This window comes from Streptomyces sp. NPDC051909, assembly GCF_040681095.1.
In the GTDB taxonomy this organism is placed as follows: domain Bacteria; phylum Actinomycetota; class Actinomycetes; order Streptomycetales; family Streptomycetaceae; genus Streptomyces.
Window position 1 is genome coordinate 201,978 of the sequence record NZ_JBFAYA010000013.1, and the last position, 22,497, is coordinate 224,474.

Genomic DNA, 22,497 nt, shown 5'->3' on the forward strand with positions numbered 1-22,497 from the left:
CGGAACCGCCTCCTGCTTGTTGCTGGCTCTTCGTCGACTGCGGGAACCAGTCTGACGTACGCCACCGACACTCGGTGCGGCTCGGGGTCAAGTCGCGACAACAGCTCGCCGAGGCTCCGGGCTCGAGTTGTGCACAGGCCCCGCTTCAAAGCGGATTCCGAGCTAACTATGAGTGGTCGTAGTAGTAGGGCCTGTGGAAACCGTGGATAACGCCGTCTGCGCAGGTCAGGCCCAGTTTTTTGTCCACCGACCCTGTGGGTGCAGCCCGTGGAAAACCAGCGTCTGCTGTGGACACACGAAAGTTCTGCACACCCGATTCACAGGCGACGGGGAGTTCTCCCCAGTGCTGTCCCCAGCTTTCCCCAGGTTCCCCACAGCCCAAACGTCTCCCTTGGTGTGACGGCTTTCACTCGCCCCGGTGAGCCCGGGCGTTTCGTTGCCGAACAGTGGACAGGCGTGTGGAGAAGCTGTGGGCAACCGAGCCCTGCCTGTGGGTTGCCGGTGGACAACCGAGCGGGGCCCCTGTGGACGAAAGTTTCATCCACAGGCTGTGGAGATCGGTTGCCAACAATTCCACAGGCGTCTGACCTGGAGTGATGGTCTGTCACCGAGGGGGCCTGTGGATGCAATCCGGATAACTCGGCAGTCCCCACCCTGTGGACGGGAGATCATCCCCCAATCTGTGGAGAACCCGCCACCGCACCTCACTAATCGAACAGCGCTGCCGCGCCGAGGCGGCTCCGGGAACGCCGAAGGGCGCCCCGGGGATGTCTACCCGGGGCGCCCTTCGGTGAAGCGGCGTCGTCGCCGACAGCGTCGGCCGGCGTCAGCCTGCGTCAGTCTGGCGCGTCAGCCGTTCTTGATGCGGTTGGTCAGCTCGGTGACCTGGTTGTAGATCGAGCGCCGCTCCGCCATCAGCGCGCGGATCTTGCGGTCCGCGTGCATGACGGTGGTGTGGTCGCGGCCGCCGAACTGCGCGCCGATCTTCGGCAGCGACAGGTCCGTGAGCTCGCGGCACAGGTACATGGCGATCTGGCGCGCGGTGACGAGCACCCGGCTGCGCGAGGAGCCGCACAGGTCCTCGACGGTCAGCCCGAAGTAGTCCGCCGTGGCCGCCATGATCGCGCCGGCCGTGATCTCCGGCGCCGTGTCCTCGCCGCCCGGGATCAGGTCCTTGAGGACGATCTCGGTCAGCCCGAGGTCCACCGGCTGCCGGTTGAGGCTCGCGAACGCGGTGACGCGGATCAGCGCGCCCTCCAGCTCGCGGATGTTCCGTGAGATCCGCGAGGCGATGAACTCCAGGACCTCCGGCGGGGCGTTCAGCTGCTCCTGGACCGCCTTCTTGCGCAGGATCGCGATGCGCGTCTCCAGCTCCGGCGGCTGCACGTCGGTGGTCAGACCCCACTCGAAGCGGTTGCGGAGCCGGTCCTCCAGCGTCACCAGCTGCTTCGGCGGCCGGTCCGAGGACAGCACGATCTGCTTGTTGGCGTTGTGGAGCGTGTTGAAGGTGTGGAAGAACTCCTCCTGCGTCGACTCCTTGCTCGCGAGGAACTGGATGTCGTCGACAAGGAGGATGTCCACGTCGCGGTAGCGCTTGCGGAACGCGTCGCCCTTGCCGTCGCGGATCGAGTTGATGAACTCGTTGGTGAACTCCTCGGAGCTCACGTACCGCACCCGGGTGCCCGGGTAGAGGCTCCGCGCGTAGTGCCCGATCGCGTGCAGCAGGTGAGTCTTGCCGAGGCCCGACTCGCCGTAGATGAAGAGGGGGTTGTACGCCTTCGCCGGCGCCTCGGCCACGGCGACCGCGGCCGCGTGCGCGAAGCGGTTCGAGGAACCGATGACGAAGGTGTCGAACAGGTACTTGGGGTTGAGGCGCGCGTGCTGCTCGCCCGGCGCGCCCGCTCCGGCGCCCTGGCCGGAGGAGGAGCCGCCCAGACCGGAGCCGCCGCCCATGCCCGTCGAGCCGGCGCCCGGCCGCGGACCGTGCGCCCCCGGACCGCCGCGTCCGCCGGGGCCGCCGGGGCCGGACGGACCGTCGGCGTCCGGCAGTTCGGCGCGCTCGGGGCGCTGCGGGGTCTGCTCGTACGGGGGGCGCTCGTCGTACCGCGGCTGCTGGGGCTGCTGCGGGCGGGGCGAGGCGTAGGGGTCGCGCTCCGGGAAGCCGCCGAGCCGCTGCTGCTGCCAGGAGATGTCCTCCTGGGCGCGCGGCCAGACACCCGGGTCGGGGCGCTGCTGCTGGTAGTCCGGGTACGCGGGGCGGGCGGTCGGCAGCCCGTCGTCGGGCATCGGGCGCCCGTAGTCGTCGTACTTCTCGTAGGAGTCGTATCCGCCGCCGTACGGCTGGGGGGCCGGCCGGGCGGGCGGCGCGGGCGCGGGCGGCTCGCCGGCGGAGTCGTCGACGGTGATCGCGATCCGGATCGGGCGGCCGCAGGCGCGGCTGAGGGCCTCGCTGATCAGCGGGGCGAGCCGGCCTTCGAGGACCTGCTTGCCGTACTCGTTGGGCACGGCGAGCAGGGCGGTGTCGGCCACCAGTGCGAGCGGCTGGCAGCGCTCGATCCACTGCTTGTCCTTGGACTCGATGCCCTGCTGGCCTTCGCCGAGGAGCTGTTCAAGGACGCGCGGCCACACTGCGGCAAGATCGGCAGGTACGTCAGCCACGGGGCACGCTTCCTCATTGGTCCCACGAAGGTGTGGTTCTGCGGGACGGTGGGTCGAAGTCCGGAAGGACAGGTAAGGACAGAACGGAAAAGATTGTGGAGTCCAGCCACGGTAGTCGCGGCGGCTGACGTGGTTCAAGTTGTTGTCCACAGCCTGTGCACAGAGGGCCCCGTCGACCAGTCGGTTTGACCGGATGGCGTAGCCGCGCGTACCGTAACCAGGTCGAGTTGTCGATGGCTGCTGCCGCCTGCCTCCGATGGGCGAAGATCACCATAGGTGATCGCGAAGCGGTGCACTCGGGCGAATGCGAGAGCTACTCGTGGGCGCACGGTGACAGCCAGGCGATGTCCCGCCACCACCGAATCATTTCTGGAGCCCCCGAGTGAGCAAGCGCACCTTCCAGCCGAACAACCGTCGTCGCGCCAAGACCCACGGCTTCCGCCTGCGCATGCGCACCCGTGCCGGCCGCGCCATCCTGGCGAACCGCCGTGCCAAGGGTCGCGCGAGCCTGTCCGCCTGATCTGTCTCAGCAGGTCATGACGTGCTGCCTACCGAGAATCGGCTGAGGCGGCGCGAGGACTTCGCGACCGCGGTACGCAGAGGACGCCGGGCTGGACGCCCGCTCCTCGTCGTCCACCTACGCAGCGGTGCAACGGACCCGCACGCGCCTGGGGAGAGCGCTCCCCCGACGCGTGCGGGTTTCGTCGTGAGCAAGGCCGTAGGCGGCGCGGTCGTCCGCAACAAGGTGAAGCGTCGCCTCCGCCACCTCGTGCGCGAGCGACTCACTTTGCTTCCCCCCGGTAGCCTGGTGGTCGTACGGGCGTTGCCCGGAGCCGGTGACGCCGACCACGATCAGCTGGCCCGAGACCTGGACGCCGCTCTTCAGCGGTTGCTGGGAGGGGGCACGCGATGAAGTACCCGCTGCTGGCTCTCATCAAGCTGTACCAGTGGACGATCAGCCCGCTTCTGGGCCCCGTCTGCCGGTACTACCCGTCGTGTTCCCACTACGGATTCACGGCCATCGACCGGCATGGCGCGATCAAGGGCACTGCCCTGACCGCCTGGCGCATCCTGCGGTGCAACCCGTGGTCGCCCGGCGGCGTGGACCATGTTCCCCCGCGTAAGCGGCCGCGTTGGCACGAGATGCTGCGTACCGCCCTGCGTGGAGACAAGGGCGGGTCCTCCGCCGAGACGAGCCCGGCCGCAGAGACCTCGCCCAATGCTCAAGGAGCCTGATTAGTGGACACGATTGCCAATTTTTTCAGCTTCATCACCACACCTGTCTCATGGGTGATCGTCCAGTTCCACAAGCTGTACGGGGCGATCTTCGGCCCTGACACGGGCTGGGCCTGGGGCCTGTCGATCGTGTCCCTCGTGGTGCTGATCCGTATCTGTCTGATCCCGCTCTTCGTGAAGCAGATCAAGTCGACGCGGAACATGCAGGCGCTCCAGCCGAAGATGAAGGCGATCCAGGAGCGCTACAAGAGCGACAAGCAGCGTCAGTCCGAAGAGATGATGAAGCTGTACAAGGAGACGGGCACCAACCCGCTCTCCTCGTGCCTTCCCATCCTGGCGCAGTCGCCGTTCTTCTTCGCCCTGTACTCGGTGCTGTCGCACATCGCCGAGGGCAAGACGATCGGTGTCATCAACCAGTCGCTGCTCGACAGCGCGCGTCAGGCCCACATCTTCGGCGCGCCGCTGGCCGCCAAGTTCACGGACAGCGCCGAGAAGGTCGAGGCCCTCGGTGCCTCGATCGCCGACGTGCGCATCGTCACCGCGGTCATGATCGTCCTGATGTCGGCCTCGCAGTTCTTCACCCAGCGCCAGCTGATGATGAAGAACGTCGACCTCTCCGTGAAGACCCCGTACATGCAGCAGCAGAAGATGCTCATGTACATCTTCCCGGTGATCTTCGCGGTCATGGGCATCAACTTCCCCGTCGGTGTCCTCGTCTACTGGCTGACCACCAACGTGTGGACCATGGGCCAGCAGATGTACGTGATCAACCAGAACCCGACTCCGGGCAGCAAGGCCCAGGACGCCTATCTGCAGCGTCTGCTCAAGAGCGTCTCCCACCACGGTGAGGTCCGCGGCCGGCGCCGCAAGAACATCGTGAAGGCCATCGTCGCCAAGGGCAGCGACCGCAACGACAACGAGCGCCGCTTCTTCGCGGGCCTGGCCAAGGCCGGCTTCGCCGCCCAGGTCGACGGCACCGTGCTCAAGAGCGACACCACGGTCGCCGAGGCGGAGGGCGGTGCCGCCACCCGGCGCCAGCAGCCGAAGCGGCAGACCAAGGCGCAGCGCCAGTCCGGCGGTGGCCACCAGTCCCAGGCGAAGGACGCCGACACGGCGGACGAGCCCCAGGACGCGGTGCCCGGCGACACGACTCCCTCGCTGGAGAAGAAGCCGCAGGCCCCGGCCGAGGGCACCAAGGCGGGTTCCGCCGGTGACCAGGCCACCGGCGACAAGCCGGCCCGGCCGAGCCGCGCCAACTCCGGCGGCTCCCGCCAGGGCCAGGGCAAGTCCGGTCAGCGCAAGGGCCAGCAGCGGCCCAAGCACCCCTCCTCCAAGAAGTAAGCCTCCACGAAGCAAGAAGGAGTCCATCCGTGACGGAAGGCACCACCTCCGCCGCCGAGGGTGGCGACACCCTGACCCGCCTGGAGCAGGAGGGTGAGATCGCGGCCGACTACCTCGAGGGCCTGCTCGACATCGCCGATCTCGACGGCGACATCGACATGGACGTCGAGGCGGACCGGGCCTCGGTCTCGATCATCAGCGATTCCGGCGGCCGTGACCTGCAGAAGCTGGTCGGCCGTGACGGAGAGGTGCTGGAGGCTCTTCAGGAGCTCACCCGGCTCGCCGTGCACCGGGAGACCGGTGACCGCAGCCGCCTGATGCTCGACATCGCGGGCTTCCGCGCCAAGAAGCGGGCCGAGCTCGCCGAGCTGGGCGCCAAGACGGCGCAGGAGGTCAAGGCCTCCGGTGAGCCGGTGAAGCTGGACCCGATGACTCCGTTCGAGCGCAAGGTCGTGCACGACGCGGTCGCCGCCGCCGGTCTCCGCAGCGAGTCCGAGGGCGAGGAGCCGCAGCGCTTCGTCGTCGTGCTCCCTGCCTGAACCCCCTCGTAGGATCGGCCCCGTCTGTTCGCAGGCGGGGCCGAACTTTGTCAGCCTGATAGTCAGCCACACAGTGCGCTCGCGCGGTATGCGCGCGGTACGGAAGGACGGTTCCCCGTGACGGAGGCAGCGGAGCTTCCCCAGGCGCCGGAGCAGGCGCGGACGGTCTTCGGCGAGTACTTCCCGGAGGCGGTCCGGTATGCGGAGCTCCTGGCGGACGCCGGGGTCAAGCGGGGCCTGATCGGCCCCCGTGAGGTGCCCCGGCTGTGGGAGCGCCATCTGCTGAACTGTGCCGTGCTCTCCGAGGTCGTCCCCGAGGGCGTCACGGTGTGCGATGTCGGCTCGGGCGCCGGCCTGCCCGGCATCCCGCTGGCCCTGGTGCGCCGCGATCTGAAGATCACGCTCCTGGAGCCGCTGCTCCGGCGCACCAACTTCCTCCAGGAGGCCGTCGAGCTGCTCGGCCTCGACCATGTGACCGTGGTCCGCGGCCGTGCCGAGGAGATGCTCGGCCAGCTGCCGCCCGTGCATGTGGTGACCGCTCGTGCCGTGGCACCGCTCGACCGGCTGGCCGGCTGGGGCGTGCCGCTGCTGCGTCCCTACGGCGAGATGCTCGCGCTGAAGGGCGACACGGCTGAGGAGGAGATCATCGGTGCCCGCTCCGCGCTCGCGAAGCTGGGTGTGGTGGAGGCCTCCGTACTGCACGTGGGCGAGGGCGTCGTCGACCCGATGACCACGGTCGTCCGGGTCGAGGTGGGTGAGAGCCCCGGCGGTGTGCGCTTCGCCGCGAAGCGCGCCAAGGCCGCCCGCTCCAGCCGCCCGCGCAGGCGCCGCTGAGCGGGTTCGTCACCGCCCACTGATCCGTACAAGCTGCGATACGTACAGATTTCGGAGTGTCGGGCGGTCCCGGCCCTGCGGCGCGTGCATCGTGTTTCACGTGAAACGTCGCTCACTGCTGCAGGGGATCATCAGCCGCGGCCGCGCGGCTGCCACGCCCCGGGACCGCAAGCCTCCGGCGAAACCCCCCGTGAGGGTTACCGGGTTGTCCACAGGTGTGGATTCATCCACAGAACCACCGGGCTCGCTGGTTCACGACCCCGAAAGCATGGCAGGCTCTGCTCATCGCGAGCCTGAAGCCGAGGAGAGTGAATCCTTGCGGTCCGACGCCAACATCGCGGGACCGATGACCGATCCGGTCCCCGGTCCCCGAACCGAATCGGTGGGGATGGATGTTTCACGTGAAACACCGCCCCCGATGGACGACACCCCCATCGGTCGTGCAGCCCAGCTGGCCGTAGAGGCCCTGGGCCGTGCGGGCGAGGGGCTTCCCCGGCCTGCCCAGACCCGCGTGATGGTGGTCGCCAACCAGAAGGGCGGCGTGGGCAAGACGACCACGACCGTCAATCTGGCCGCCTCTCTCGCCCTGCACGGGGCCCGGGTCCTGGTCGTCGACCTCGACCCGCAGGGCAATGCCTCCACGGCACTGGGCATCGACCATCACGCCGAGGTCCCCTCGATCTACGACGTGCTGGTGGACAGCAAGCCGCTCGCCGAGGTCGTCCAGCCCGTCCGTGATGTCGAGGGTCTCTTCTGCGCCCCCGCCACGATCGATCTGGCCGGTGCCGAGATCGAGCTGGTGTCGCTGGTGGCGCGCGAGAGCCGGCTGCAGCGCGCGATCCAGGCCTACGAGCAGCCGCTCGACTACATCCTGATCGACTGCCCGCCCTCCCTCGGTCTGCTCACGGTCAACGCCCTGGTGGCGGGAGCCGAGGTGCTGATCCCGATCCAGTGCGAGTACTACGCGCTGGAGGGCCTGGGCCAGCTGCTGCGGAACGTCGAGCTGGTGCGGGGCCACCTCAACCCGACCCTGCACGTCTCGACGATCCTCCTCACCATGTACGACGGCCGGACTCGGCTCGCCTCGCAGGTCGCCGAGGAGGTGCGCACCCACTTCGGCGAAGAGGTCCTGCGGACCAGCATTCCGCGCTCCGTGCGCATCTCGGAGGCGCCGAGCTACGGCCAGACCGTGCTCACCTATGACCCGGGCTCCAGTGGTGCCCTGTCGTATCTCGAAGCGGCGCGTGAGATCGCCCTGCGCGGGGTCGATCTGCACTACGACGCCACCCAGACCCATGGGGGACAGCCCCACCCGGGTCACCAGAACAACCAGCGAATGTCGGAGGGGATCCAGTGAGCGAGCGACGTAGGGGGCTGGGACGGGGTCTCGGCGCGCTGATCCCCGCTGCTCCCCAGGAGCGGTCGGCCTCGGCCGTCGGCGTGGGCGCCGTCCCCGCCGCGGCCTCCCCCGGTGCCATTCCGGCGCTCGGCTCCGATCGTGGAGTGGCCGCCGCCAAGCTGGCGACCCTGCCGGCGAGCCCGCAGTCCCCGGACTCCGTGGTGCCGGCCGCCGAGCCGGAGCCGCTGCCGGAGTCCCCCGCCGGGGCGCACTTCGCCGAGCTGCCGCTCGACTCGATCACGCCGAACCCGCGCCAGCCGCGTGAGGTCTTCGACGAGGACGCCCTGGCCGAACTGATCACCTCCATCAAGGAGGTCGGTCTGCTCCAGCCCGTCGTCGTCCGGCAGCTGGGTACCGAGCGCTATGAGCTCATCATGGGCGAGCGCCGCTGGCGGGCCTGCCGCGAGGCCGGCCTGGAGCGGATCCCGGCGATCGTGCGGGCCACCGAGGACGAGAAGCTGCTCCTGGACGCCCTCCTGGAGAACCTGCACCGGGCCCAGCTGAACCCGCTGGAGGAGGCTGCCGCCTACGACCAGCTCCTCAAGGACTTCAACTGCACCCACGACCAGCTGGCCGACCGCATCGGACGCTCGCGTCCCCAGGTCTCGAACACGCTGCGTCTGCTGCGTCTGTCCCCGCCGGTGCAGCGCCGGGTGGCCGCCGGTGTTCTGTCGGCCGGTCACGCCCGTGCCCTGCTCTCGGTGGACGACGCGGAGGCGCAGGACAAGCTGGCGTACCGGATCGTCGCCGAGGGCCTCTCGGTACGGGCCGTCGAGGAGATCGTCACCCTGATGGGATCGGAGCCCGAGTCTCCGGTCAAGCCCAAGGGCCCGCGGGCCGGTGCCCGGGTCTCCCCGGCACTGCGCGATCTGGCGACCCGGCTGTCCGACCGCTTCGAGACCCGGGTGAAGGTCGACCTGGGCCAGAAGAAGGGCAAGATCGTCGTCGAGTTCGCCTCGATGGAGGATCTGGAGCGCATCCTGTCGACGCTGGCTCCCGGCGAGGGCCGGGTCATGGACCACGGCGCCGCGGCTCAGGACGACGAGGACGGGCAGGACTCCGAGGGCTGAGTTCCCTCATCTTCGTCCCCGGGGCGGGGCGCGATCCGGCATTCACCGGAACGCGCTCCGCCCTTTGCCTGTCCGCGGTATCGCCCCGATCGGCCCCTCGTTACGATTCTGAGAGGCATATTCGTACAGCGATGGCCGAGGGAAGCGAGGAACAGCCGTGGGGCGTCGGCTCGTACCGCTCACGCTGGACAACCTTCCGGATCTCCCCAAGCGATGTCGTTCCTGTGTCTTCTGGGAGCTCGATCCGGTGAGTGGCGAGGCTGCCGTGAAGGCCGGCCGCCCCGAGCTGGAGAAGGAAGCCTGGATCTCCGCCGTGCTCCTCGAATGGGGCTCCTGCGGCCGGGTGGTCTATGTCGACGACATCCCCGTCGGCTATGTGCTCTACGCGCCCCCGGCCTATGTACCCCGCTCCACCGCCTTCCCCACGAGCCCGGTCGCCGCGGACGCCGTGCAGTTGATGACCGCGTGGATCATGCCGGGGTATCAGGGGCAGGGCCTCGGGCGGGTGATGGTGCAGACGGTCGCGAAGGATCTGCTGCGACGGGGCTTCAAGGCGATCGAGGCCTTCGGCGACGCCCGCTGGAAGGAGCCGGCCTGTGTGCTTCCCGCCGACCATCTGCTCTCCGTGGGTTTCAAGACGGTGCGGCCCCATCCGAGCTTTCCCCGGCTGCGCCTGGAGCTGAGGACGACGCTCTCCTGGAAGGAGGACGTGGAGATGGCACTCGACCGCCTTCTCGGCGCCGTCCAGAAGGAGCCCGCCCTGCGGCCCCTCTGACGGAGCTTCCGCTGTCGACGACGGCTGCCGACGACAACGGCCCGCCCCCTCGGAAGGGGGCGGGCCGTTGCTGTTTCACGTGAAACAGCGTGTGCCGAGGGACGGGCGTCAGGCCTTCGGCTCGACGAAGCCCTCGAGGTCGCGCAGGATCGCGGCCTTCGGCTTGGCGCCGACGATGGTCTTCACGACCTCGCCGTTCTGGTAGACGTTCAGCGTCGGGATGGACATGACGCCGTACTTGGCGGCGGTGGCCGGGTTCTCGTCGATGTTGAGCTTCACGACCTCGATCTCACCGTGCTCGGCGGCGATGGCCTCCAGCGACGGGGCGATCTGGCGGCACGGGCCGCACCAGGCGGCCCAGAAGTCCACCAGGACGGGCTTGTCGCTCTTGAGGACGTCCTCGTCCCAGGTAGCGTCGGTCACGTTCTTCAGGGCGCCGGCCACGGCGACCTCCTTCATCAGCGGGGTGTGGGGTGAGGGGAGCGTAGGGGTCAGACCGCGGGGGTCTCGGCCAGCTTCTCGCTGTCGGAGAGAGCCGCGAGGAAGCGCTCGGCGTCGAGAGCGGCAGAGCAACCGGTACCGGCGGCGGTGATGGCCTGACGGTAGGTGTGGTCGACGACGTCGCCGGCACCGAAGACACCCGAGAGGTTGGTGCGCGTGGACGGCGCCTCGACCTTCAGGTAGCCCTCCGCGTCCAGGTCCAGCTGGCCCTTGAAGAGCTCGGTGCGCGGGTCGTGGCCCACGGCGATGAAGAGGCCCGTCACCGGGAGCTCGCTGGTCTCGCCCGTCTTGGTGTTGCGCAGGGTCAGACCGCTGAGCTTCTGGTCACCGTGGATCTCGGCGACCTCGCTGTCCCAGGCGAACTTGATCTTCGGGTCGGCGAAGGCGCGCTCCTGCATCGCCTTGGAGGCGCGCAGGCTGTCCCGGCGGTGGACGATGGTGACCGACTTGGCGAAGCGCGAGAGGAAGGTGGCCTCCTCCATCGCGGTGTCGCCGCCGCCGACCACGGCGATGTCATGCTCCCGGAAGAAGAAGCCGTCGCAGGTGGCGCACCACGAGACACCGCGACCGGAGAGGGTGTCCTCGTTCGGCAGGCCGAGCTTGCGGTGCTGGGAGCCGGTGGTGACGATGACGGCCTTGGCGCGGTACACGTTGCCGGCGGTGTCCGTGACGGTCTTGATCTCGCCGGTGAGGTCCACGGCGACGACGTCGTCCGGCACGAGCTCGGCGCCGAAGCGCTCGGCCTGGGCCCGCATGTTGTCCATCAGGTCCGGGCCCATGATGCCGTCACGGTAGCCGGGGAAGTTCTCGACCTCGGTCGTGTTCATCAGGGCGCCACCGGCGGTGACGGCTCCCTCGAACACGAGCGGCTGCAGCGAGGCGCGAGCCGTGTAGAGCGCAGCGGTGTAACCCGCGGGCCCGGAGCCGATGATGATCACGTTACGGACGTCGCTCACGGGTTTCTTCCTCGTCTCTGCAGACTGCCTACTGCCTACGGGGGCGGTCGGATCGGTCACTCTCACCCCACCCAACCGATCCTAAGGGGCAAGCATTCCCGGGGCCGACGCTTGGCACGGCGCAGATTTCAGGAGCGCGGGACGGATTCCTTGAGCAGGATTTCGCCTGGGGCGTTCCCGTTGCCGGAGGCGCAGGCGGCGTCGACGACATAGGCCTGCACCCGGGTGCTGTCGGCGGCGTCCGGCAGGACCACGAGATAGGCGGGCGTCCCCTGGTAGGCGCCCTGGCGGAAGGCGAGGACGGGCTCCGTGCGGCCGGTGCCGGCCTTGACGCACTCGGGCAGCGTCTCGGGCAGCGCTCGCTTCTGCGTGTCGCCGCCGCTCTCGGCCGACATTGACTTGGGGGCGGCGTTCTGGTCCTGGGGGGCCTTGAAGGTGCCGTCCGGGGTGAGGAGCGTCCGTACGGTCGTCGCCACCGGCTGACCGTCGAACTGCTGGGCGCTCGCCGCGCTGACGGCCCCGTCCGAGGCGCTGTCGGGGCTCGACTGGACGAAGAACACACCCAGGCCCAGGGCCGCGACGCCGAAGACGGCTCCGAGGACCGCGACCCGGCGACGCCGGCCCGTACGGGGACGGCCGGGACCGGTGGCGGCGGAGGGGCGCCCGGCGGGCCGGCCGACGGCGGGACCGGAGGGCGTGGTGCGGACGGGCGATGTTTCACGTGAAACATGCGTGTCGGCGTCGGGCGCGGTCGCGTTCAGAAGGGCTTCGGCCGCGAGGGCGGCGTCGATCCGTCCGGCGATCTCGGCCGGCATCCGGGGCGGCCCGGGGAGGGTGCCCAGAAGCCCACGGATCTCCTCCAGGGAGTCCCGTACGTCCGCGCAGAGGGGACAGGCGCCGAGGTGCTGTCGTACGGCGGCGCTGCGGGAGGGCGGGAGCAGCCCCTCGGTCAGGTCGGAGATCTCCGAGACGTCCGGGTGCTGAGTCGTGTCGGCCGCGGAAGTCACGCGCGTCCACCTCCGCCCTTCACAGCCGCTGGATTGCTCGGTCCGGTATCCGTCGGTCCCGGCACCGGTGGGACGGATGCCCCCGGCGTCCGGTTCCTTCCCCGGTCCGAGCCCTCGTTACCCACCGTGTCCTCGCGCAGATGAGTGAGCATCGGCAGGAGTCTGGCCCGTCCGCGTGCACAGCGGCTCTTCACGGTCCCGGTGGGGACATCGAGGATACGAGCGGCCTCGGCCACCGGGTATCCCTGCATGTCGACGAGGACGAGCACGGCGCGCTGCTCCGCGGGCAGGGTGGCCAGCGCGGCCAGGAGCTGGCGGTGGAGGTCCTGGCGCTCGGCGGGCGCCTCGGCCGATTCGACCGGTTCGAGGAGCTGCTCGAACCGGTCCGTGTCGTCCACGGGCGAGGTGCGCCGCGAGGCCGCCTTGCGGGCCCGGTCGAGACAGGCGTTCACGGTGATCCGGTGCAGCCAGGTCGTGACGGCCGACTGGCCCCGGAAGGTATGGGCGGCCCGGAACGCCGACACCAGGGCGTCCTGGACGGCGTCAGCGGCCTCCTCGCGGTCGCCGAGCGTGCGCAGGGCCACCGCCCACAGACGGTCCCGGTGTCGCCGTACGAGCTCACCGAAGGCCTCGGGATCGCCGGCCACGTGGCAGGCCAGCAGTTCCTGGTCGCTGCGCTCGTCGCGTGTGGCGTCGTCCAACGGTGAGCCCCTCCCCCCGGTGTGTGTCAGCTGGTGATCTTGATGTCCGAGATCTCGCCCCGGAAACCGCCGTCGGCGCTCGGCAGGTCGGTCAGCCAGACGAGCACATAGCGCGTCTTCACCGGCTTGGCCGGAGTGAGATTCACCTGGGTGCCCGACTGGGAGGCCTGCTTGGCGAAGTCTCCGATCCGGTCGGGCTGCGAGGAGAAGTCCTCGGGCGTCGTCCGGAGCTCGACGGACGTGACGCCGTGGAACGCCACCTCGACCTTGGCGACCTGCTGGACCTTGCCGAGGTCGAGGATGATGCCGACCCCGGTCTTCAGGTTGCCGAACTTCGAGTTCCGCTCGTACCGCATGGTCGTCCACGCGGTACTCGGGTCACCGTCGTAGGTGTTCTTTATCTTCTCCGGGTTCTCCCGGCCGTCGTCGCTCTCGGGGTCGAAGTCCCGTGCGTCGACGATCGTGACCGGCTTCCCGTCCGCGGCCGGTTCCTTCTCGTCCTGGCCTGACTGCGGCTGGTTGGTCTGCGGAGTCTCCGTGCCCTTGTCCTGGTCCAGGAGCCGGTCCGCGATCTGCCAGCTGCCGAGGCCCAGGGCGGCGATCAGGAGGGCCGAGACGGCCCACTTGAGGGCCCGGCCCGTGCGGCTCTGCAGCGGGGGCGGCGGGATCACGACCGGCTGGGCGGCCACGGGACGCGGCTGGGGGCGTCCGTAGGTGCCCTGCTGGTAGGTGGTCCGCTGGTACTCCGGCGGGGCCGGAAGCGGGAACTCGGGCTCCGGAGGGCGGATGCGGGGCATCGCCGCGACGGCCTTGGCGAGCTCGTCCGGGGTGGTGCAGGGCGGCTCCTGGCGCGAGGCGGTGGCCCCGTCGTTCGCGAGGGCGCGCATGGCGATCTCGGAGAGGCCGCGGTGGACGCCCGCGCGGACCTGGTCCGGCGGGAGCAGCCCGACGCCCTTGGGCAGCCCGGAGAGGCCGTAGGCGTCGTTCTCGTACGGCCAGCGCTGGGTGAGCGCGGCGTACAGCAGGGCGCCGATCGCCTCGGTGTCCGTGCGCTGGGGGCGCTCGGCGCTGATGCCGCGCAGCGCGGCGTTCACGGCGAGGCCGCGGATGCGGTACTGGCCGGTCGAGCTGCGCAGGACGGCGCTCGGGGTGAGCCGGAGATGGGAGAGGCCCTCGCGGTGGGCGGCGGCCATCGCCTGGGAGACCTGGCTGACGAGCTGGTAGGCGTCGTGCGGCTCCATGGGGCCGGCCGCGAGCAGCGCGGTCAGCTCGGTGGAGTCGGGCAGCCACTCGTGTACGACGTAGACGAGGTCGTTCTCCTCGACGGCGTCGAGGACCTGCACGAAGCGCGGGTCGCCGAGGAGCGCGGCGGAGCGCGCGGCGGCGAGCACGGAGCGGGCCCGGGAGTGGTCGGCGGGCAGGATGTGCACGCCGACGGCGCGGCGCAGTTTCTCGTCGACGGCCCGCCAGCTGCTGAATCCGTCCAGACGGGTGACGCACTCCTCCAGCCGGTACCGCCTCGCCAGTTTGTGGCCGCTGTGCAGCTCCGGTGCCGTGATGGAAGGCTGTTCGCCGTTCTTTCGTTCGCCCGCCTTGCTCTCCGTGGCCTCGGCGGTCGTATCCGCCTTCTTCTGCGCTTTCGCCACCCCGTCGGTCGCGGCCTTGTCCGCCTTGGCGGTCAGCGGGTCGTCACCGCTGTTGTCGGCCACGTCGACGGCAGCCGTGCTACGTTCCGCCACCGTCGTTCCTGCCTCCCCATCCGTTGCGCCACATCCAACAGCCATGCCAATTGTGCCCACAGTCCGGCGCTATGCACGACACGCGTCGGCGGTCGATGGTTGCGCGAACCCCGCGCGCCCGCCTCCGGTCAGCGTCCGAGACGTCCGCGGACCATACCGACCATGGAGTTGAGCTCCGCGATCCGCATGCGCTTGGCGGCCACGAAGAACACTCCGAGCAGCACCGCGCCACCGACGAGAAGCGCGACGAGCGAGCCGAACGCGCCCTCGCCGAGCACCTTCAACAGGCCGAAGCCGACCGCGCCGGCGACGACCGCGGCGGGCAGCGAGGCCAGGCAGAGGCGGGCGTAGGTGCGCAGGACGTGCGCGCCGTCCAGGTCGCCGCCGAGCCGGTTGCGCAGCCGGCGCCAGGCGACGCCGACGCCGACCGCGTAGGCCAGGCCGTAGGAGGCGGCCATGCCGACGACCGCCCACTGGGCGGGCAGCAGGACGTAACAGACGGCCGAGGCGGCCGCGTTGACGGCGGCCACGATGACGGTGTTGTAGAAGGGCGTCCGGGTGTCCTCGTAGGCGTAGAAGCCGCGGAGCACGACGTACTGCACCGAGTAGGGGATCAGGCCGAGGCCGAAGGCCATCAGGATGAAGCCCATGCCCTGGGCGGCCTCGACGCCGCTGGAGGCGTAGAGCAGGGTGCACATCGGGACGCCGAGCGCGAGGAACGCGAAGGAGACCGGGACGATCGCGACGGCCGAGTTGCGCAGGCCCTGTGAGATGTCGTCACGGACGGCGCCCGGGTCGTTGTCGGAGGCGGCGCGGGAGATCCGCGGCAGCAGCGCGGCCATGACCGAGACGGTGATGATGGCCTGCGGCATGCCCCAGATCAGCTGGGCGTTGGAGTAGGCGAGGAAGCCGGCGCCGTTCTTGCCGGACTCCTCGCCGGCGGCGGTGGCGAGCTGGGTGACGACCAGGACACCGGCCTGGTTGGCGAGGACGAACAGCACGGTCCACTTGGCCAGTTTGACCGTCTTGCCGAGGCCGTGGCCCTTCCAGTCGAAGCGGGGGCGGAAGCGGAAGCCGGTCTCGCGCAGGTACGGCATCATCGCCAGGGCCTGGACGGCCAGGCCGAGCATGGTGCCGATGCCGAGCAGCCGGATGCCCTCGTCGGGGATCGTCTGGACGCCCATGTGGGACTCGGCGGAGGTGCCGTACACCCAGATGAACAGGCCGAACGTCACGATCATCACGATGTTGTTGAGGACCGGGGTCCACATCATCGCGCCGAACTTGCCGCGGGCGTTGAGGATCTGACCCATCACCACGTGCACACCCATGAAGAAGATGGTGGGCAGGCAGTAGCGGGCGAAGGTGACGGCGACGCTGTTGGCCGCCGCGTCGTCCGCGATGGTGTTGGACATCAGCCGGATGAGCAGCGGCGCGGCGAACACGGCGATGGCCACGATCGCGCCGAGCGCGACCATGACGAGGGTGAGGAGGCGGTTGGCGTAGGCCTCGCCGCCGTCCTCGTCGTTCTTCATGGAGCGGACCAGCTGCGGCACGAAGACCGAGTTGAGGCCGCCGCCGACGGTGAGGATGTAGATCATCGTCGGCAGGGTGTACGCGACGGTGAAGGTGTCACCGAGGAGCGCGGCGCCGAGGGCGCCGGTGATGACCAGGCTGCGGACGAAGCCGGTGAGCCGGGAGACGAGGGTGCCGGCGGCCATCACGGCGCTCGACTTGAGCAGCCCGGAGGCACGGCCGGCCTTCTTCGGGGCGGGCGCGGGCATGGGGTTCGGCTCCGGGGCGGGCGGCGGCACCTGCCCGGGGGCCTGCTGGTCCCGGTACAGGTGGGCGAACGCGTCGGGCTCCGGCTGCTCCTCCCCCGCGTGGGTGACCAGGTCGTCGACGCCGGTGAACTGCACCGTGCGGGCGTCGTCGCCGTACGGCAGATGGCGCGAGGGACCGTCCGGTTCGGGCGCGGGCGTCTGGGCCCACACCCGGGGGTCCGGGGCGTGCTGGGGCACGGCGGGCTGCTGGTAGAGCGGCTGCGGCTCCGCGTAGGTGCCGGGCGGGGGCGGCGGGTGCGCCGCGCGGTCGTAGAGCGCCTCGGTCACCGGGTCCTGGGCGGCCAGGTCCCGCGCCTGGTAGGGGTCGTGGGCGTAGGCGTCCTGGACGTACGGGTCCTGGGCGTAGGGCTGCTGCTCCGGTGCCTGCGGGGCAGGGGCGGCCTGCTGCGGCGGAGGCACCGGCGCAGGGCCGGGTGCCGCGGGCGTGCCACCGGACGGCGTGGTGCCACCCGCGCCCTGACCGCGGTCACCGTCGTACGGCGCGTTCATGGTTACCCCACCTCATCGTCTCCGGCCGACCGGCCACGACATCGCTCAACGGTCCACTTTCTCACCCGGGCCCGACGGGTCGCCGCTTTCGGACCCGGTGTCCGGTGTCGGGTCACTCGGCTGCTCGGGATCCGTGTCCTCCGACGGGGCGGCGGCCCCGGGCTCCTCGCCCTCGGCCTCCGCATCCTCCTCGGTGGCCTCCGCCTCGGCGTTCCGGGCGGCGGCGCGCTTGCGCGCGCTGTACATCCGGACACCGGCGAGGACGAGCAGCAGTACACCGCCGGCGATGACGAGCATCACCGTGGGGGTGATCTCGGAGACCTTCACGGTGAAGGTCATCGGTTCGCCGTAGGGCGTGCCGTCCTCGGTGTAGAGCTGGGCCGTCATCGTGACCGGGCCGTTGGCGTTGGCCGAGGCGTCGAACTTCACCGACTGGCTGTGCCCGCCGTCGATCTTCACCGGCCGAGCCGCCTCGCCGGAGTCGTCGTCCAGCTTCAGACGGGTCTTGTTGCTGGACTTCAGCTTGAGGACCAGGTGGTCCACGCCCTGGAGCAGCCGGTTCTGCACGGTCACCGGGATGGTGGCGCTGCGGCCGGACAGCGTGAGGTCGGACTTCTCGATCAGCTGCACTTCCTGCGTGAGGCTGTGCAGGTAGTCCTGGACCTCCTTGCGGTAGAGGGCCGCCGAGGGCGCCTCTCCGCGCCACGATGTCGACATCTCGCGGCTGATCGCGTTGGTGAAGGGCGGCACCACGCGGTCGGGGAAGGTCAGGATCACCTGGAAGTCGTCCAGCTGGTCGCGGGTCGCCTTCATCTCGCGGAAGGCGGCGGAGTTCAGCTCCTGGGCCCGCAGCTTCTTCGGGTAGGCGGAGCCGCCGGGGACCCGCTTCGACGCGTCGGGATCGGACTGCGTGGCGGCGGCCTGCAGGTCGACCGGCTCCGTCCAGCGCTTGGCGGCGAGGCTCTGCAGCCCCTTTGCCATGGCCTGTGCCTGTGCGGTGCTGGGCATGCGCTGCGGCGCTACCACGATGCTGCGCTGGTCCTCGGGCAGCTCCAGGGTGATCGCGAGCGACTGGGCGAGGAACTCCTGCACGGCCAGCGTCGAGTTCTCCGCCCTGATCATCTCGCCCTGGAAGGCGGTGGACAGGTCCGCGTCGCTGACGATCGCGGTGGTGCCGCCGCCGATGGGGCGGGCCGAGGTCGGCGTGTACGAGAGGTCGTCGCGGAAGCTGTCGCTGCGGGCGATCACGTTCCGTGCGCCGGCGGAGGTGGCGACCGCCATGATCGACGGGTCCACGGCGCCGTCGACGGGCCAGGCGAAGTCGGTGGACGGCTTCACGTGCAGGATGGTCTCCACCGTGGTGGAGGCCAGCGCCGTCGCCTGCTGGAGGTGGCTGAGCGAACCCGGCACGTCCTTGCCGTGGTGGGCGAGGGAGGCCAGGTCCGGGTCGGCGAAGGGCAGCGCCACGACCTTGCGGCCCTTGACGGCCTTCTCCAGGTCGTTCAGCCAGCGCTCGGCGACCGCCTGGTTCCTGCCCTGGACCTCCGTCGTGCCGTTCTTGATCATGTACGGCTCGGTCATGGCCGTGACGCTGGCCAGCAGGTCCGGGTCGATCACCCAGGTGACCGGGAGGTCCTTGCCGAGCGAGACCATCTCGTGGAGCCGGCCGCCGGGCGACAGCTCGGCCGCCAGGTCGTCGTTCTCGAAGACCGGGGTCTGCTGCTGGTCGGCGCCCGTCTCCGCGGAGACATGGGCGGTGGAGATCAGCGGCCAGAGATAGCTGAGCTGGGTCTTCTTCTCGGTGGCCTCGGGCTGGAAGGGCAGCAGCGTCCGCTCGATGCCGAGCACCCGCCCGTAGGACTGGCTCGCCGTCTGACCGGTCAGGGAGACCCCGAGCTGATAGACCCCGGCCTCGTCCAGGTCGAGCTTGGAGACCGGCACGGAGAGGGTGAACTCCTTGCTCAGCCCGGCACCCAGCCTGGGGATCCGCACCGTGTAGGGGCCGCCCAGCGGAGCCGGGTCACGGCCCTCCCGGTACGCCCGGCGGCCCGAGACCTCGTCGATCTCGCTGCGACTGCTCAACCGGGGACCGACGCGCAGGTCGACCGTGGCGTCCGTCACGGCCTGCTTGCCCTCGTTGGTGACCGTGCCCGTGATCGTGACCGTGTCGCCCTCCACCGGGGCGCTCGGGCTCAGCGTGTCGAGGGACACATCGACGGTCCCGGAGCCCTTCGTGCTCTCGGCGGCCGTCGCCTCGGGAGCGGGAGTGCCCGGGAGGAACCCGGCCAGTAGCGGAGCGGCGACGGCGAGTGAGGCCGTGCGCCGCAGCCAGCGGCGGGCAGGTGAGGGAAGGGTCCCCTGGATAGCTGCCGCCTCGGCCACGCGTCGCCCGTCCTCGTCGTTGTCTGTGGTGTCAGTGGTGTCGCTGGTGGTTCCCGGTTGCTGTGTCCAGGCATGGTAACGATGCACGCGGGGGCCAAGTGCCGGGGACTGCTCCGGCCGATGTCCCGGAGCGGGCCGGGGCCGGGCCGGGACCGGGGCGGACGGCGGGAGAAAACGGGGACGTCGCGGCAGGCCGGTGCACGTACCCTTTTCTGTTGTGCCGAACGCCAACGAAGACACCCCGACTGCCCTGAGCCAGGTGCAACGCCGCGCGGTCAGTGAACTACTGCGTGTGTCCCCTGTCGCCGACGACCTCGCCCGCCGCTTCAAGGATGCCGGGTTCAGCCTCGCGCTGGTCGGCGGCTCGGTGCGCGACGCCCTCCTCGGCCGTCTCGGCAACGACCTGGACTTCACCACCGACGCCCGCCCCGAGGCCGTGCTGAAGATCGTGCGCCCCTGGGCCGACGCCGTCTGGGAGGTCGGAATCGCCTTCGGCACCGTCGGCTGCCAGAAGGACGGCTACCTGGTGGAGATCACCACCTACCGCTCCGAGGCGTACGACCGCACCTCGCGCAAGCCCGAGGTCTCCTACGGCGACTCCATCGAGGAGGACCTGGTCCGGCGCGACTTCACCGTCAACGCCATGGCCGTGGCACTCCCCGAGAAGGAGTTCATCGACCCGCACGGCGGTCTGGAGGACCTCGCCGAGCAGGTGCTGCGCACCCCGGGCACCCCCGAGGAGTCCTTCTCCGACGACCCGCTGCGCATGATGCGGGCGGCCCGCTTCGCCGCGCAGCTGGACTTCGAGGTGGCCCCCGAGGTCGTCACCGCGATGACGGAGATGGCCGAGCGACTGGAGATCGTCTCCGCCGAGCGCGTCCGTGAGGAGTTCAACAAACTCCTGCTCTCCTCCCACCCCCGCAAGGGCCTCGGCCTCCTCGTGGACACGGGCCTGGCCGCCCATGTGATCCCCGAGCTGCCGGCCCTTCGTCTGGAGAGCGATGAACACCACCGGCACAAGGACGTCTACGAGCACTCGCTGACCGTGCTCGAGCAGGCCATCGACCTGGAGGAGGACGGCCCCGACCTGGTGCTGCGCCTCTCCGCTCTGCTCCACGACATCGGCAAGCCGCGCACTCGCCGCTTCGAGAAGGACGGCCGGGTCTCCTTCCACCACCACGAGGTGGTCGGCGCGAAGATGACCAAGAAGCGCATGACGGCGCTGAAGTACTCCAACGAGATGATCAAGGACGTCTCTCGTCTGGTGGAGCTGCATCTGCGCTTCCACGGCTACGGCTCGGGCGAGTGGACCGACTCCGCCGTCCGCCGTTACGTCCGGGACGCGGGCCCGCTGCTCTCCCGGCTGCACAAGCTGACGCGCTCCGACTGCACCACCCGGAACAAGCGCAAGGCCGCCGCGCTCTCCCGTACGTACGACGGCCTGGAGGAGCGCATCGCGCAGCTCCAGGAGCAGGAGGAGCTGGACTCGATCCGTCCGGACCTGGACGGCAACCAGATCCAGGAGATCCTGGGCATCCGCCCCGGGCCCGCGGTGGGCCAGGCCTACAAGTTCCTGCTTGAGCTGCGGCTGGAGAACGGCCCGATGGGGCAGGAGGCCGCCGTCGCCGCCCTCAAGGAGTGGTGGGCGAGCCAGGAGGGCTGATGCGGATGCCGCCGTTTCACGGTCGATGTTTCACGTGAAACATCGACGCGGCGGTCTCGGGCAGGGGTGATGTTTCACGTGAAACATCACCCCTTTCTGTCGGCGCGGGCCAGGGCGAGCGTGAGCAGCGCGTAGAGCAGGGTCACGAGCAGCACGATCGCGGGGGACCGCCCGTCCGGCGGCAGCATCGCGGCCGCGACCCCGGCGGCGCCGACGAAGGCGACGTTGAAGAGCACGTCGTAGAGGGAGAAGACCCGGCCGCGATAGGCGTCGTCCACGGAGGTCTGTACGACGGTGTCGGTGGCGATCTTCGCGCCCTGGGTGACGAGGCCGAGGACGAAGGCGGCCACGAGGAACGGCGTCCGGGCGAAGGTGAGCCCCAGTGCGGGAGTGAGCAGGGCGGCGGCTCCCGTGCACAGGGTCATCCAGCCGAAGGCGCCGAAGCGCCCCACCGCCCAGGGCGAGAGCACGGCCGCCGTGAAGAATCCGGCTCCGGAGGCTGCGACGGCCAGCCCGAGGATGGCCAGCCCCTGGGACTCCGTGGTGCTCCAGGTGTACCGGGAGAGCATGAGCACGGTCACGAACAGGGCGCCGTAGCAGAAGCGCATCACGGTCACGGCGGAGAGCGCCCGGGCGGCGGCGCGTCGCTCGGACAGATGGCGTAGCCCGCTCGCCAGTCCCCGGGCGGTGGAGGCCAGCGCGGCGGAGAGCCGGGGCTGGAGCAGCTCCGGGTCCGGGCCGAGGAGCTCGCGGGACATCCGCAGCGAGGAGAGCGCGGAGCCGAGATAGAGGACGGCGCCCAGGAGGACCACGGCGGCGTCGGAGTCGTCCGCCACGAGTCGTACGCCGAAGGCCAGCCCGCCGCCCAGAGTCGCGGCAAGGGTGCCGGCGGTCGGTGAGAGCGAGTTGGCGACGACCAGCCGCTCGGCGTCGACCACGCGCGGGAGCGCGGCGGAGAGGCCGGCCAGGACGAAGCGGTTGACGGCCGTGACGGAGAGGGCGGAGGCGTAGAACAGCCAGTCCGGCACGGAGGCCAGCATGAGCACCGCGGTGCCGCCGGCCAGCAGGGCCCGCAGCAGGTTTCCGTAGAGGAAGACCTGGCGCCGCTGCCAGCGGTCGAGCAGGACACCGGCGAAGGGGCCGACGAGGGAGTAGGGGAGCAGGAGCACCGCCATGGCGGAGGCGATGGCGGTGGCGCTGGTCTCCTTCTCCGGGGAGAAGACGACGTACGTGGCCAGGGCGACTTGGTAGACGCCGTCGGCGCACTGGGAGAGCAGGCGGACGGCCAGCAGGCGGCGGAAGTTGCGCAGCCGCAGGAGGACGCGCAGATCACGCACGACGGACATGGCAGCAAGACTCACAT

19 protein-coding genes are annotated in these 22,497 nt (G+C 70.1%); 10 read left to right on the forward strand and 9 right to left on the reverse strand.

Translation table 11 applies throughout. From position 1 onward, the window contains the following. Positions 1–849: 849 nt before the first annotated feature. On the reverse strand, positions 850–2,658 hold the full coding sequence (dnaA, locus tag AB0M18_RS22150) for a chromosomal replication initiator protein DnaA (RefSeq protein ID WP_365760533.1): 1,809 nt from the start codon (positions 2,656–2,658) through the stop codon (positions 850–852). A gap of 382 nt (positions 2,659–3,040) precedes the next feature. Between dnaA and rpmH the strand changes: the two genes are divergently transcribed. From rpmH to AB0M18_RS22195, 9 genes are all read left to right on the forward strand, one after another. Next, on the forward strand, positions 3,041–3,178 hold the full coding sequence (rpmH, locus tag AB0M18_RS22155; RefSeq protein WP_015659252.1) for a 50S ribosomal protein L34: 138 nt from the start codon (positions 3,041–3,043) through the stop codon (positions 3,176–3,178). A gap of 21 nt (positions 3,179–3,199) precedes the next feature. Continuing rightward, on the forward strand, positions 3,200–3,571 hold the full coding sequence (gene rnpA, locus AB0M18_RS22160) for a ribonuclease P protein component (RefSeq protein WP_365760535.1): 372 nt from the start codon (positions 3,200–3,202) through the stop codon (positions 3,569–3,571). Continuing rightward, positions 3,568–3,894 (forward strand): membrane protein insertion efficiency factor YidD, encoded by a 327-nt coding sequence (yidD, locus tag AB0M18_RS22165; RefSeq protein WP_265861412.1) that lies wholly within the window; start codon positions 3,568–3,570, stop codon positions 3,892–3,894. The genes rnpA and yidD overlap by 4 nt, the downstream gene beginning before the upstream one ends. A 3-nt stretch (positions 3,895–3,897) precedes the next feature. After that, a complete protein-coding gene (gene yidC, locus AB0M18_RS22170) occupies positions 3,898–5,235 on the forward strand; it encodes a membrane protein insertase YidC (protein ID WP_365760538.1) in 1,338 nt (445 codons plus the stop codon). A 29-nt stretch (positions 5,236–5,264) separates the two neighbouring features. Then, on the forward strand, positions 5,265–5,774 hold the full coding sequence (locus tag AB0M18_RS22175; RefSeq protein WP_365760540.1) for a R3H domain-containing nucleic acid-binding protein: 510 nt from the start codon (positions 5,265–5,267) through the stop codon (positions 5,772–5,774). Between the two features lie 117 nt (positions 5,775–5,891). Next, complete coding sequence (gene rsmG, locus AB0M18_RS22180) at positions 5,892–6,608, forward strand: 16S rRNA (guanine(527)-N(7))-methyltransferase RsmG (protein ID WP_365760542.1); 717 nt, start codon at positions 5,892–5,894, stop codon at positions 6,606–6,608. 268 nt (positions 6,609–6,876) lie between these two features. Further along, on the forward strand, positions 6,877–7,965 hold the full coding sequence (locus AB0M18_RS22185) for a ParA family protein (protein ID WP_365760544.1): 1,089 nt from the start codon (positions 6,877–6,879) through the stop codon (positions 7,963–7,965). Beyond that, positions 7,962–9,077, forward strand: coding sequence for a ParB/RepB/Spo0J family partition protein (locus AB0M18_RS22190; protein ID WP_365760546.1), 1,116 nt, complete (start codon positions 7,962–7,964; stop codon positions 9,075–9,077). Before AB0M18_RS22185 ends, AB0M18_RS22190 begins: the two co-directional genes overlap by 4 nt. Before the next feature lie 157 nt (positions 9,078–9,234). Next, positions 9,235–9,852 carry a GNAT family N-acetyltransferase gene (locus tag AB0M18_RS22195; RefSeq protein ID WP_265861403.1) on the forward strand — a complete coding sequence of 206 codons (618 nt, stop codon included), beginning with the start codon at positions 9,235–9,237 and terminating at the stop codon, positions 9,850–9,852. Positions 9,853–9,960: 108 nt separating this feature from the next. On the opposite strand, the gene trxA is transcribed toward AB0M18_RS22195, so the two are convergent. From trxA to AB0M18_RS22230, 7 genes are all read right to left on the reverse strand, one after another. Continuing rightward, positions 9,961–10,296 carry a thioredoxin gene (gene trxA / locus AB0M18_RS22200; protein ID WP_365760612.1) on the reverse strand — a complete coding sequence of 112 codons (336 nt, stop codon included), beginning with the start codon at positions 10,294–10,296 and terminating at the stop codon, positions 9,961–9,963. Positions 10,297–10,343: 47 nt separating this feature from the next. Further along, on the reverse strand, positions 10,344–11,309 hold the full coding sequence (gene trxB, locus AB0M18_RS22205) for a thioredoxin-disulfide reductase (RefSeq protein WP_365760549.1): 966 nt from the start codon (positions 11,307–11,309) through the stop codon (positions 10,344–10,346). 128 nt (positions 11,310–11,437) lie between these two features. Further along, on the reverse strand, positions 11,438–12,316 hold the full coding sequence (locus tag AB0M18_RS22210) for a hypothetical protein (RefSeq protein ID WP_365760551.1): 879 nt from the start codon (positions 12,314–12,316) through the stop codon (positions 11,438–11,440). Beyond that, complete coding sequence (gene sigM / locus AB0M18_RS22215; protein WP_365760553.1) at positions 12,313–13,017, reverse strand: RNA polymerase sigma factor SigM; 705 nt, start codon at positions 13,015–13,017, stop codon at positions 12,313–12,315. Before sigM ends, AB0M18_RS22210 begins: the two co-directional genes overlap by 4 nt. Before the next feature lie 26 nt (positions 13,018–13,043). Further along, positions 13,044–14,756 (reverse strand): serine/threonine protein kinase, encoded by a 1,713-nt coding sequence (locus tag AB0M18_RS22220; RefSeq protein WP_365760555.1) that lies wholly within the window; start codon positions 14,754–14,756, stop codon positions 13,044–13,046. Between the two features lie 128 nt (positions 14,757–14,884). After that, the gene (gene murJ, locus AB0M18_RS22225) at positions 14,885–17,089 is read right to left on the reverse strand and encodes a murein biosynthesis integral membrane protein MurJ (protein ID WP_365760557.1); all 2,205 of its coding nucleotides are present in this window, start codon (positions 17,087–17,089) and stop codon (positions 14,885–14,887) included. A gap of 45 nt (positions 17,090–17,134) precedes the next feature. Continuing rightward, positions 17,135–19,471, reverse strand: a complete 2,337-nt coding sequence (locus AB0M18_RS22230) for a DUF6049 family protein (RefSeq protein WP_365760559.1) — start codon at positions 19,469–19,471, stop codon at positions 17,135–17,137. A 217-nt stretch (positions 19,472–19,688) separates the two neighbouring features. Here AB0M18_RS22230 and AB0M18_RS22235 point away from each other — a divergent pair, with 217 nt between their 5' ends. Then, on the forward strand, positions 19,689–21,134 hold the full coding sequence (locus AB0M18_RS22235) for a CCA tRNA nucleotidyltransferase (RefSeq protein ID WP_365760561.1): 1,446 nt from the start codon (positions 19,689–19,691) through the stop codon (positions 21,132–21,134). Positions 21,135–21,220: 86 nt separating this feature from the next. On the opposite strand, the gene AB0M18_RS22240 is transcribed toward AB0M18_RS22235, so the two are convergent. Next, positions 21,221–22,480 (reverse strand): MFS transporter, encoded by a 1,260-nt coding sequence (locus tag AB0M18_RS22240; RefSeq protein ID WP_365760563.1) that lies wholly within the window; start codon positions 22,478–22,480, stop codon positions 21,221–21,223. Between the last annotated feature and the right edge of the window lie 17 nt (positions 22,481–22,497).